Source organism: Streptomyces canus 299MFChir4.1, assembly GCF_000383615.1.
Lineage (GTDB): Bacteria > Actinomycetota > Actinomycetes > Streptomycetales > Streptomycetaceae > Streptomyces > Streptomyces canus_C.
The window spans coordinates 266,941-279,129 of the sequence record NZ_KB911585.1 but is presented as its reverse complement, the minus strand read 5'-3'; the positions used below and the strand labels follow the sequence as shown (position 1 = coordinate 279,129).

Below are 12,189 nucleotides of genomic sequence, written 5' to 3'. Positions count from 1 at the left end.
TTCACACGCTTATTACATTGCGCAACCAGCGAACTGGAAGCCCTCTCGTGGTCGGGGTGCCACCCCTTACACTGAGACAGCACACGTGCGTCGACGGTGACCGGGGTGGGAGGGGATCGTGGCGACACTCGCCGGTGGCATCGAGGATCCGTCCGTCGAGGTCCTGACCGAGGCGGCCGCCGCGTTCGGACTGCTCGCCTCTTCGGCCCGGCTGCACATCATGTGGGCGTTGTCCCAGGGCGAGAGCGATGTCACCCACCTCGCCGACCGGGTCGGCGGCGCGCTGCCCGCGGTCAGCCAGCACCTGGCGAAACTGAAACTCGCCGGGCTCGTGCGTTCCCGACGTGAAGGTCGCCGGCAGATCTACTACGTCGACGACCCTGACATCGTGACCGTGGTCCGCGTCATGGTCGGCCAGCTGACCGCCCGTACCGGCCCGGCCGTCGCGCACAACGCCGGCTCTCGCAGCTTCTAGGCGCCGGCGCCCCCGGGGGGCGATTCCTCGTTCGACGAGGTCAAGAAGGGGTCGGGACGTCGGCGAACCGCGGCTCGGAGGATCGGCCGAGGACCGGGACCTCGCCCCCCGAGGGTCAGGCGTCCCGGAGGTTGCCGCGTTCGGTCATGAGATCTCTCACCCGTGAAATGCGACGCGGTCCGTGCTGGTCGCGCCAGGGGTTTGTTAGATTGCGCAACTACGCAACCTAGGCGAAGTTCCCGCTTGGCCTGCCTGTACACCGCCGCGCACGCCCGGCCGCCCCCTCCAAGGCCCGGCCTGAGGGGCCCGACCGTTTCGTGGGAGTGGTAGATGAGCGACCGGTGGGACAGCCCGGGCGGTCAGGCCACACGCAGCCGCACCGGCCGGGTTCCGGGACAGCGGGAGGGTGAGGCCGACGGAGCGCATCGCCCCGGCGGCAGGGCCGCGGCCCGCGCTGCGGCCCGCTCGCAAGGCGGCAAGGGGTCACGTCGCCGGGCCCGTCCGGTGCGGCGCGGCAGGCGGGTGCTGAAGATCGTCGGAATATGTCTGGCCCTTCTCGTCCTGGGCACGGCCGGCGCCGGCTGGTGGTTCTACCAGCACCTCAACGGCAACATCAACAGCGTCGCGCTCGACGGCAAGGGCGGTTCCGAGAAGGCCGACGCCTTCGGTCGTACCCCCATCAACATCCTGGTCATGGGCTCGGACGGCCGGACCAGCAAGGCGGACTGCAAGCTGGGCGGCGGCTGCTCCCAGACCGGTGTGCAGACCGGAAACGGCAACGCGGACGTGCAGATGGTCGTGCACATATCCGCCGACCGCTCCAACGCCACCGTCATGAGCATCCCCCGCGACACCATGGTCGACGTCCCGGCCTGCAAGGACGGCGAGAGCGGCGAGTCCACCTCCGGCTACTACGGCCAGGTCAACAGCGCGCTGCGGTACGGCCCCGCCTGCCAGGTCGCCACCATCCACCAGCTCACCGGCATCCCCATCGACCACTTCGTCAAGCTCGACTTCTCCGGCGTGGTCAAGATGTCCGACGCGGTCGGCGGTGTCTCCGTGTGCGTCGACAACAACGTGTACGACACCTACTCGCACCTGAAACTCTCCAGGGGCGACCACACCCTCAAGGGCCAGGCGGCCCTGGAGTTCGTCCGCTCGCGGCACGGCTTCGGGGACGGCAGCGACCTCGGCCGTACGGTCTCCCAGCACATCTTCCTCAGCGCGATGATCCGGAAGTTCAAGAGCGCGGGCACCCTCACCGACCCGACCGCGGTCTACGACCTGGCCGACGCCGCGACCAAGGCGCTGACCGTGGACGACGGCCTCGGCAGCGTGAAGAAGCTGATCGGGCTCGCCGCCGACGTGAACAAGGTCCCCACCAAGCGGATGACCTTCACCACGATGCAGACGGCCGCCGACCCGAACGACACCAACCGGGTGGTGGTGGGCGCGGGTGCCAAGGCCCTTTTCTCCAGCATCGCCGACGACCAGTCCCTTTCCGCCGGCTCCGGCAAGAAGTCCTCGGCGGCCCCCGCGACCGCCAAGGCCTCGGCGGTGCCCGCCTCCCGGATCGCCGTGACCGTCGAGAACGGCACCGAGATCACCGGCCGCGCCTCCGTCGTCGCGAACGCGCTCACCGGCCAGGGCTTCAGCTCCGCCACGACCACCGCCAATGCGCCGAGCCCCGCGACGACCACCATCCTCACCTACGGCAATGGCCAGAAGGCCGAGGCCCAGACCGTCGCCAAGGCGCTCGGACTGCGCACCTCGCACCTCAAGGGGGGCACGGGTACCGGCCTGGCCCTGGTGATCGGCAGCGACTGGACGAGCGGTACCACGTTCCCGGGCGGCTCGTCCTCGCCGGCGCCCGCCGACACCAAGGCCGCGGTCTCCAACGCCAACGCCCAGACCGCCGACGAGGCCAAGAAATGCGCCCAGGTCAGCCCCTACAAGACGGTCTCGCTCAACGGGGTCCCGATGACACCCGCGCAGGCGTACGCGGCGGCGACCGACAAGAAGGACTCCGACGAGTGAGGCGGGGACCGTCTCCGTGGTTGTACAGTTGCGCAAGCTGGCAACTATGAGCGCGGAGAAGGGACGTACGACATGCTGCGCAACGGACTGGAGCCCTGGCACCTGCTGATCGTGGCGATCATGATCATCCTGCTGTTCGGCTCGAAGAAGCTGCCCGAGGCCGCCCGCGGGCTCGGCAAGTCGATGCGCATCCTCAAGAGCGAGGCCAAGGCCATGAAGGAGGACGGCACGGCGCAGAGCACCGCCGCTCCGGCCGAGCCGACCGCCCAGGGCGTCCAGATCGCACCCGGAGAGCCGGCGGTGGCGCGGGGGACGGCCGAGGGCAACCCGGCCCACTGAACTCCCGTACGCCGGACCGGTTCACCCGCGTGTCCGCGGCCACGGCGGCTCGGCGCCGGCCTTCGCCCCCCTGGGCTGGGTGGCTCTGACGGCGTCGCCGTATGCTCCCGCCCATGAGTGAGGCAGACGAGGGCCCCGGCAGACGAGTCGTCGACGGGCGCTTCGAGTTGGAGGCCCGTCTCGGCGGCGGCGGGATGGGCACGGTCTGGCGGGCCAGGGACCTGGTGCTGCACAGGATGGTCGCGGTCAAGGAAGTCCGCCCGCCCGACCGGGACCTCGCCGAGTACGACCCCGACAGCGCGCGAACGCTGCGCGAGCGGGTGCTGCGCGAGGCTCGGGCCCTGGCCCGGATCGACCACCCGAACGTGGTCACGATCCACCACATAGTCGACGGTGGCGAGGGCACCTATCCGTGGATCGTCATGGAGTTGGTCAGCGGCGGCTCGCTCGCCGACCGCCTCGCCCAGGGGCCGATGCCGTCGGCCGAGGCGGCACGGATCGGGCGGGGTGTGCTGGCCGCGCTGGCCGCCGCGCATGACGCCGGCATCCAGCACCGGGACGTCAAGCCCGCCAACGTCCTGCTGAGGCCCGACGGGCGCCCCGTCCTCACCGACTTCGGCATCGCCGCGATCCGCGAGACGACGAGCCTCACCGTCACCGGCTCCATCATCGGCACTCCCGACTTCATGGCACCGGAGCGGATCTCGGGCCACGAGGGCGGATCGGCCTCGGACCTGTGGTCGCTCGCGATGATGCTGTACACCGCCGTGGAGGGCCACCACCCGCTGCGCCGCGGCAGCACCCTCGCCACCCTCGCCGCGGTCCTCAACGACGACGTGGCGCCGCCGGTGCGGGCCGGTGCCCTCGGCGACGTACTGATGAGCGTGCTCGTACGGGATCCGGCGGCGCGGCCGTCGTCCGCGGTGCTGGACCGGCAGCTGGCCGTGATCGAGTCCGGGCAGGGTGGTCCGGCGACCGCTTGGCATCAGTCCTCCACCTCCTACCCGTTGAACCCGCCGTCCGCCGCTGCGGCCCCTTCGTACCCGGGGGCCTTCGGTCCGCCCACGGCCCCCCTCGCCGGTGCCCCCGCCGGGTTCGGGCCGCCGCCCGTCTTCGCGGGGCCGGGGCAGCCCGTGACCTCGCCTGTGCGAGCGGGCCGTGGGCACCGGTCCGGACCAGGCGTCCTGCTCGGGGTCTCGGGGGCCTCGGTCGCGGGCGCCCTGGTCCTGCTGTGGTGGCTGCTGCCCTTCGGAGGGGACTCGGGCGGTTCGGGCGGCACCGCGGACACCGGCGCCTCGTCCTCCGCCGTCTCGGCCCCGGCATCGACCGGCTCACCGACCGCGGCCCCGGCGGCCCGGCAGTCGAAGGACACGACGACCACGACCCTGCTCACCGCCGACGGCATCCGCACCGCCGTCAAGGCGCTGGAGCGGGAGAGCGGCCGGGACCGGTTCGGCGACTTCACCGTGTACGACGGCTACGTGTCGGCCGAGCTGATGGTCAACGGCAGCGACAGCAAGTACGACAGCTACACCTACCGTCCGGGGCAGGGCGTGGAGAAGGGCATCATCAAGGGCACCCTGTCCGGCGGCGACCGGCCCTTCCGTCTTGGCGGCTTCGACTGGGGCAAGGTGCCCACGCTGCTCGAAGAGGCCCAAAAGAAGCTCAACGTCGACGGTCCGCAAACCCGTTACGTGACGGTGAGACAGCCCAACGACACCTTCGACACCCCGCTGGGCATGGCCGTCTACCTGAGCAACGAGTACAGCCAGTCCGGCTATCTGGAGGCGACCCCCAAGGGCAAGGTGACCCGCGTCATGCCCGCCGAGGACTGAGGGGCGCCCGGACCACGGTCATCCCTCTCAGAGGGCGATGACGACGAGAGCGGTGTCGTCGGCGTTGCCGGTGGGGGGCAGCAGCTCCGCCAGGAGCGCGTCGGCCAGCTCCTCGGGTTCGGCGTGACGGTGGCGGGTGAGCGCGTCGGCGAGACGGGCCAGGCCGGTGTCGATGTCCTCGGTGCGGCGCTCGATCAGACCGTCGGTGTAGAGGACCAGCGTGGCGCCCTCCTCGAAGGGCGTGGTCGCCTCCGGGCGGGTGGCGTGCTCGGGGCTGGCGCCGAGCGGCGGGTCGGTGGCCCGGTCCAGGAAGGACACCGTCCCGTCGGGGTGCAGCAGGGCGGGCGGGAGATGGCCCGCGCTGCTGTAGGTGAGGGTGTGGTCGTCCCAGTCGATGAAGGCCGTGGCCGCCGTGGTCGACTCGGCGCCCGCGACGGAACGGGCGTACAGCCCGAGGGCCTCCAGCGCCCGGGCCGGCCCGTCGGCGACGCGGGTGGCGGCGCTCAGCGCGCTGCGCAGCTGGCCCATGACGCAGGCGGCCGCCAGACCGTGCCCCACGACGTCACCGACGGCGACGGCGAAGCGGTCGCCCGGCAGGTCGACCAGGTCGTACCAGTCGCCGCACACATTGAGGGCCCCGACGGCGGGCCGGTAGCGGACGGCCGCCTGATGGTGGCCCAGGGGTCCGGGGGCGGGCAGCAGGGCCTCCTGAAGAGCCAGGGCGACCTCGCGTTCGTGGGCGTGGGCCTGGCGCAGGCGCTCGTTCACCTCCTGGAGTTCCCGGGCCCGGGTGTACAGCTCCGCCTCCAGTACGCGTGCCCGGCCGTCGCCGCCCGGGCCGCCGCGGGCGCGGATGAGTTCGGTGACCTCCTCCACCCGGTGCACGACCAGCGTCACCTTCTCGTTGGTGTCGAGGACGGGTGCGTTGACCGGGCTCCAGAAGTGTTCCTGCCAGTGGCCGGGACGCAGGGGGTCCTCGATGTCGTAACGGACCACCGCCATGGTGTCGCGCTCGCCGGTCGCCACCGCGCGCAGCATCGACTCCCGTGTCTCGCGCATCCCGGCCGCGGCCGGGTCATGGGGGTTCTCGGGGAAGACGTCGAAGATGTAGCGGCCCAGCAGCTGCTCGCGGGCGCGACCGGTGACGCGTACGAAATCGTCGTTGACATCGACGTACACCAGTTCGGGCGTCAGGAGCGCCACCATGCCGGGCAGGGCCCGGAAGACCGCCGCGTAGTCGATCTGCGGTTTCCTCATGTGCAGCCTGCCTCGACACGAGCCATCATGATGTGATTTTCCACGATAGAGGGGAACAGCCCGACGCAACGACAGCTACCGTCATCACGCCGCAGAGAACGACCTTGTTCGGATTCGTCGTGGGCACGGCCCCGGCCGGTCGCCCGAGTCCCGGAAGGACCCACTCCCATGCGTTACGCAGTCCTCGGAACCGGCATCGTCGGCCGGACGATCGCCGGAAAGCTCGCCTCCCTCGGCCACGACGTCGTGATCGGCACCCGCGACCCCGGGGCCACTCTCGCACGTACCGAACCCGACGGCATGGGCAATCCGCCGTTCGCCCAGTGGCACGCCGACCACGGTCAGGTGCGTCTGGAGACCTTCGAGGCGGCCGCGGCCTTCGCCGAGACGGTCGTCAACACCACCGCAGGCGACCAGAGCCTCAACGCCCTCCAAGCGGCGGGTGCGGCCAACCTGAGCGGCAAGGTCCTCATCGATGTCGCCAACCCGTTGGACTTCTCCGCCGGGATGCCGCCGACGCTGGACCCGGTCAACACCGACAGTCTCGGCGAACGCATCCAGCGCGCCTTCCCCGACGCCAAGGTCGTCAAGACCCTCAACACCATGAACTGCTTCGTCATGGTGGAGCCGGCCCGGGTGGCAGGGGAGCACACCGTGTTCGTCAGCGGCGACGACACCGGCGCCAAGAAGACCGTCAGCGCGCTGCTGAACTCCTTCGGCTGGCCCGAGGCGAGCGTCATCGACCTGGGCGACATCACCAGCGCCCGCGGCGTGGAGATGCTCCTGCCGATCTGGCTGCGCCTGTACGGCACGCTCGGCCACGGCGACTTCAACTTCCACGTCCAGGGGGCCCTGCCCGGCGCGTGAGCCCGGCCGGGGCGGCACGGGCTCGACGGGCCTCCGGCTCAGGAGCGCGGCCGGCGCGGCTGCCGGATCGGCGCGCTCGGCCTGGGCCGTACGAGCCCGGGCAGGGCGCGGCACGGCAGGATCGTCCCGCGTCACCCGATGCAGTGCCACCCACGGGGGACGGACCCTGTCCCGCTTCAGGGCCGTCCCGCCCCGGGAATCGGGACCGTTGGCCCTTCACCGCCCGCCGCGGACGGGGGCAGGGTGGAGCGCACGTAGCAGCGGACGGCGAAGGTGGGACCGGTCATGCACCCCGACGACGGTTTCCGTGAACTGGACAGGCAGGAGTGCCTGCGCCTGATGGCGAAGGTGCCCGTGGGCCGGATCGTGCACACGCGTCATGCCCTGCCCGCCGTCCTGCCGGTCAACTTCTGCCTGGACGACGGCGGGGGCGTGCTGCTGCGCACGGCGGCGGCCTCGGAGCTGGTCCGCGCGGTCGACGGCGTGGTCGTGGCCTTCGAGACCGACGAGGTCGATGTGGCCGCCCAGTCCGGCTGGAGCGTCGTCGTCACCGGCCGGGCGGGCGTCGTGACCGACCCGGCCGAGCACGCACGCCTGTGCCGGGTCGGGCCGCGCTCCTGGGCGCCTTCACCGACGGAGGTGTTCGTGCGGATCGAGCCCGAGCTGATCACGGGACGGGAACTCGTCGGCGGACGCACCCTGTACGGTACGCGGCTGCCCTTCTGAGCAGGCACACGGCGGACCGGCTCCGGCTGAGGAAGCCGTGGACCGGCGTGTCACCCCGCACATCCTGTACGCCGTGTCCGACCGTGACGCGGGCGTGCCGGTGCCGGTCTCGGCCCCCGTGCGCCCTGCTGGAAGCGGCCCGGGAGGGCCGCCTCGCGGTCGTCGGGCCCCACCGCCACGGTACGGGCCGCGGCTCGCCGTGGTCGGGCGCAGCCTGCTGCGCCGCCCCCACCGCCCTGTCGTCCTGGTGCCGGCCCCGATGAGGGGCACCCGGGCCCCAGGGGGTGGCCCGAACGGCCCTGTCGGGTACCCGGTCGGCGGGCAGAAGGTGGTGAGGCGCGGATCAGCGTGCACACTCGCCCCGAGACCCGCCGAGGAAAGGGAATCCCGATGTCCGTCGACACGCAGCAGGCGCCCGCCGAGCTCACGGACGACGAGCTGAAAGCCCTGGACGCCCACTGGCGCGCTGCGAACTACCTGTCCGTCGGCCAGATCTACCTCCTGGCGAACCCCCTGCTCACAGAGCTCCTGCGCCCGGAGCACGTCAAGCCGAGGCTGCTCGGGCACTGGGGCACCTCCCCGGGCCTGAACCTCGTGCACACCCACCTCAACCGCGTCATCAGGTCCCGCGGCCAGGACGCCCTGTGCGTCTGGGGCCCGGGGCACGGCGGACCGGCCGTCCTCGCCAACTCCTGGCTGGAGGGCTCCTATGCGGAGACGTATCCCGACGTCAGCAGGGACGCGGCCGGCATGGAGCGGTTGTTCCGCCAGTTCTCGTTCCCCGGCGGAGTGCCCAGCCACGTGGCGCCGGAGACGCCCGGGTCGATCCACGAGGGAGGCGAGCTGGGCTATTCGCTCTCGCACGCCTACGGAGCCGCCTTCGACAACCCGGACCTGCTGGTCGCCTGCGTGATCGGGGACGGCGAGGCGGAGACCGGCCCGCTGGCCGCCTCATGGCACTCCAACAAGTTCCTCGACCCCGTCCACGACGGCGCCGTCCTGCCGATCCTCCACCTCAACGGCTACAAGATCGCCAATCCGACCGTGCTCGCCCGGCTCCCCGAGTCCGAACTCGACGAACTCCTGCGCGGCTACGGCCATGCGCCGATCCATGTCACCGGCGACGATCCCATGGCCGTGCACCGGGCCATGGCCGCGGCCATGGACGACGCTCTCGAGCGCATCGACGCGATCCAGCGCAGCGCACGCGAGGACGGTGTCCCCGAGCGGGCCCACTGGCCGGTGATCGTGCTGCGCACCCCGAAGGGCTGGACCGGCCCCGCCGAGGTCGACGGCCTCCCCGTCGAGGGCACCTGGCGTGCCCACCAGGTCCCGCTGTCCGCCGTACGGGACAACCCCGAGCACCTGCGGCAGCTGGAGGCGTGGCTGCGGTCCTACCGGCCGCAGGAGCTGTTCGACGAGGACGGACGGCCACGCGCCCAGGTGCTCTCCTGCGTGCCGGACGGCGCGCGCAGGCTCGGCGCGACCCCGCACGCCAACGGCGGGCTGCTGACGCGCGAACTGCCGCTGCCGGACCTGGAGTCGTACGCCGTCGAGGTCGACAAGCCGGGCGCCACGGTCCACGAACCCACCCGCGTTCTGGGCGACATGCTGGAGTACGTCATGCGCCGCACCGGTGAGCGCCGCGACTTCAGGATCGTGGGCCCGGACGAGACCGCCTCCAACCGGCTCCAGGCGGTCTACGGGGCGAGCGGCAAGGCGTGGCAGGCGCAGATGCTTCCGGTGGACGAACACCTGGAGCGGCACGGCCGGGTGATGGAGATCCTCTCCGAACACACCTGCCAGGGCTGGCTGGAGGGCTATCTCCTGACCGGACGGCACGGGCTGTTCTCCTGCTACGAGGCGTTCGTGCACATCGTCGACTCGATGGTCAACCAGCACATCAAATGGCTGCGCACCACCCGCCGGCTGCCCTGGCGCGCGCCCATCGCCTCTCTCAACTACCTGCTCACCTCGCACGTCTGGCGCCAGGACCACAACGGCTTCTCCCACCAGGACCCCGGCTTCGTCGACCACATCCTCAACAAGAGCCCCGAAGCCGTACGGGTCTACCTGCCGCCGGACACCAACACCCTGCTGTCCGTCGCCGACCACGTGCTGCGCAGCCGCGACTACGTCAACGTCGTGGTCGCCGGCAAACAGCCCTGCTTCGACTGGCTGTCCATGGACCAGGCTCGCGCGCACTGTGCGCGCGGCGCCGGGATCTGGGACTGGGCCGGGACCGAGGACGGCGGCCGGGAACCCGACGTGGTCCTCGGCTGCGCTGGTGACGTGCCCACCCAGGAGGTCCTGGCCGCCGCCCAGTTGCTGCGCCGGCACCTGCCGGACCTGACCGTCCGCGTGGTCAACGTCGTCGACCTGGCCCGGCTGCTGCCGCAGGAGGAACACCCGCACGGCATGCCGGACGCGGAGTACGACGCGCTGTTCACCCGCGACAAGCCGGTGATCTTCGCGTACCACGGCTACCCGTGGCTGATCCACCGCCTGGCCTACCGCCGCGCCGGCCATCCGCACCTGCACGTGCGCGGCTACAAGGAGATCGGCACGACCACCACACCGTTCGACATGGTCGTCCGCAACGACCTCGACCGGTACCGGCTGGTCATGGACGTCATCGACCGCGTGCCCGGCCTGGCGGTGCGGGCCGCCGCCGTACGGCAGCGGATGGAGGACGCCCGCCTGCGGCACCACGACTGGATCCGCGCCCACGGCACCGACCTGCCCGAGGTCGCGGACTGGACGTGGGACGGCTGAACGGCAGCGAAGGGTCAATGCGTAGCTCCCGACCGGTTTCCGTGTCGGTCCCTGGTCCCGGACCATTACCTTGGCAGGTGACGGCAAGAAGGCCGGCCGAGGGGTCTGGAGGATCGCTGGTGGGTGGCTCGGAGGAGACCGGGGAGGCCCGCGTCAGGCTGCCGCAGCTGAGGCTGGACGAGCTGTTGGAAGAGCTGCAGGCCCGCCTCGACGCGGCCCGCGGCACCCGCGACCGGGTGCACAGCCTGCTGGAGGCCGTGCTCTCGGTCGGCCGGGAACTGGACCTGGAGCAGGCGCTGCACAGCATCGTCGAGGCGGCCGCCGCGCTGGTCGACGCCCGGTACGCGGCCCTCGGCGTGATCGGCCCCGACGGCAGGAAGCTGTCCGCCTTCCACACCGTCGGGGTCAGCGACGAGCAGATCGCGAGGATCGGACCCTATCCGGAGGGCCACGGCATCCTCGGGGAGCTCATCCGCCACCCCGAGCCCCTGCGGCTGGCCAGGATCTCCGAGCACTCCTCGTCGTACGGTTTCCCGCCCCACCACCCGCCGATGAACACCTTCCTCGGCGTCCCGATCCGGGTGCGCGACCATGTCTTCGGCAACCTGTACCTGACCGAGAAGCGGGGCGGCGCGCAGTTCGACGAGGAGGACGAGGCGGTGCTGTCCACCCTGGCGGTGGCCGCAGGTGTCGCCATCGACAACGCCCGCCTCTACGAGGACTCCCGGCTGCGCGAGCGCTGGTTGCGGGCCAACGCCGAGATCACCCACCGCCTCATGTCGGGCGGCGCCCACGCGGAGGTCCTGCGGCTGATCGCGGACCGGGCCCGGGAGAACACCGGTGCCGCCCTCGCCCTGGTCGCGACGCCCATGGACGACACCGACTCGCTCACTGTGGAACTGGCCGTCGGGAAGGAAGCGGAGGCCCACCGGGGACTCGTGCTCCCCATGGACGGCAGTCTCATCGGGCACGCCTTCGCCGACGCGTCTCCCGTCACCAGCGCGGACGTCTCCCGGGACGAGCGGGTCGCGGGCGCCGCGGACCGTTTCGCCGGGCTGGGTCCGGCGGTCGCGGTGCCGATCGGATCGGGCGCGCAAGGACCCCGGGGAGTCGTCCTGCTGGTGCGGGAGGCGGGCCGCACCCCCTTCACCGACAAGGAGATCGAACCTCTGCGCGGTTTCGCCGCGCAGGCCGCGGTCGCGATGGAACTGGCGGAGCGCCGCCAGGACGCCGAGGAGATCGCGGTGCTCAAGGACCGTGACCGGATCGCCCGTGATCTGCACGACCTCGCCATCCAGCGGCTGTTCGCCACCGGCATGACCCTGCAGAGCGCGGGCCGCCTCATCGGACACGCCGAGGCATCGGAGCGGGTGGCGCGCGCGGTGGACGACCTCGACGAGACCATCAAGATCATCAGGTCCACGATCTTCGGTCTGCGCTCACGCGAGGGCGGCGCGGGATCGGGGCTGCGGGCCCGGGCGGTCCGGGTGGTCGGGGAGGCGGCACCGGTGCTGGGCTTCGCCCCCAGCATCCGGATGGAGGGCCTGGTCGACACGGACGTACCCCGGGAGATCGCCGACGACGTGATCGCCGTGCTGTCCGAGGCGCTGACCAACGTCGCCCGCCACGCGCGCGCCGGCCGCGCCGACGTGGTCCTGGAGACGGACGGGCGCGAGATGAAGCTGACCGTGACCGACGACGGGGTGGGCATTCCCGCCGGTGGCCGCCGCAGCGGACTGCGCAACATGGCCGACCGCGCCGAGGGGTTCGGCGGGACCCTGACCGTGGACCGTCCCGAGGCGGGCGGCACCGTCCTGGTGTGGCGGGTCCCGGTGGGGGACTGATCCCGACGCGGAACCGGTCCGGACGCACGCCGAC

At 71.7% G+C, this 12,189-nt stretch carries 9 protein-coding genes; 8 read left to right on the top strand and 1 reads right to left on the bottom strand.

The features are described 5' to 3' along the window. Positions 1-118 precede the first annotated feature (118 nt). The 4 genes from H293_RS0112200 (at position 119) to H293_RS0112185 (ending at position 4,686) form a co-directional block, all read left to right on the top strand. The gene (locus tag H293_RS0112200; RefSeq protein WP_020118163.1) at positions 119-475 is read left to right on the top strand and encodes an ArsR/SmtB family transcription factor; all 357 of its coding nucleotides are present in this window, start codon (positions 119-121) and stop codon (positions 473-475) included. 330 nt (positions 476-805) lie between these two features. Then, positions 806-2,512 (top strand): LCP family protein, encoded by a 1,707-nt coding sequence (locus H293_RS0112195; RefSeq protein ID WP_199790153.1) that lies wholly within the window; start codon positions 806-808, stop codon positions 2,510-2,512. Between the two features lie 72 nt (positions 2,513-2,584). Next, positions 2,585-2,851: a Sec-independent protein translocase subunit TatA gene (gene tatA / locus H293_RS0112190; protein ID WP_020118161.1), complete on the top strand. Its 267-nt coding sequence runs from the start codon at positions 2,585-2,587 to the stop codon at positions 2,849-2,851. A 113-nt stretch (positions 2,852-2,964) separates the two neighbouring features. After that, positions 2,965-4,686, top strand: a complete 1,722-nt coding sequence (locus H293_RS0112185) for a serine/threonine-protein kinase (protein WP_028807773.1) — start codon at positions 2,965-2,967, stop codon at positions 4,684-4,686. 27 nt (positions 4,687-4,713) lie between these two features. On the opposite strand, the gene H293_RS0112180 is transcribed toward H293_RS0112185, so the two are convergent. Beyond that, positions 4,714-5,943 (bottom strand): PP2C family protein-serine/threonine phosphatase, encoded by a 1,230-nt coding sequence (locus H293_RS0112180; RefSeq protein WP_020118159.1) that lies wholly within the window; start codon positions 5,941-5,943, stop codon positions 4,714-4,716. A 168-nt stretch (positions 5,944-6,111) separates the two neighbouring features. Here H293_RS0112180 and H293_RS0112175 point away from each other — a divergent pair, with 168 nt between their 5' ends. From H293_RS0112175 to H293_RS0112160, 4 genes are all read left to right on the top strand, one after another. Continuing rightward, entirely contained in the window at positions 6,112-6,810 is a 699-nt protein-coding gene (locus H293_RS0112175) for an NADPH-dependent F420 reductase (RefSeq protein WP_020118158.1), read from the top strand. Positions 6,811-7,095: 285 nt separating this feature from the next. Then, positions 7,096-7,536, top strand: a complete 441-nt coding sequence (locus H293_RS0112170) for a pyridoxamine 5'-phosphate oxidase family protein (protein WP_020118157.1) — start codon at positions 7,096-7,098, stop codon at positions 7,534-7,536. A 390-nt stretch (positions 7,537-7,926) separates the two neighbouring features. Continuing rightward, entirely contained in the window at positions 7,927-10,311 is a 2,385-nt protein-coding gene (locus H293_RS0112165; RefSeq protein ID WP_020118156.1) for a phosphoketolase family protein, read from the top strand. A gap of 119 nt (positions 10,312-10,430) precedes the next feature. Next, on the top strand, positions 10,431-12,155 hold the full coding sequence (locus tag H293_RS0112160) for a sensor histidine kinase (protein ID WP_020118155.1): 1,725 nt from the start codon (positions 10,431-10,433) through the stop codon (positions 12,153-12,155). Positions 12,156-12,189 lie beyond the last annotated feature (34 nt).

Bases quoted from the DNA above. Each gene is read 5' to 3' on its own strand.
- H293_RS0112195 (WP_199790153.1), top strand. From the start codon at position 806: ATGAGCGACCGGTGGGACAGCCCGGGCGGTCAGGCCACACGCAGCCGC.
- tatA (WP_020118161.1), top strand. From the start codon at position 2,585: ATGCTGCGCAACGGACTGGAGCCCTGGCACCTGCTGATCGTGGCGATC.
- H293_RS0112185 (WP_028807773.1), top strand. From the start codon at position 2,965: ATGAGTGAGGCAGACGAGGGCCCCGGCAGACGAGTCGTCGACGGGCGC.
- H293_RS0112180 (WP_020118159.1), bottom strand. From the start codon at position 5,943: ATGAGGAAACCGCAGATCGACTACGCGGCGGTCTTCCGGGCCCTGCCC.
- H293_RS0112175 (WP_020118158.1), top strand. From the start codon at position 6,112: ATGCGTTACGCAGTCCTCGGAACCGGCATCGTCGGCCGGACGATCGCC.
- H293_RS0112170 (WP_020118157.1), top strand. From the start codon at position 7,096: ATGCACCCCGACGACGGTTTCCGTGAACTGGACAGGCAGGAGTGCCTG.
- H293_RS0112165 (WP_020118156.1), top strand. From the start codon at position 7,927: ATGTCCGTCGACACGCAGCAGGCGCCCGCCGAGCTCACGGACGACGAG.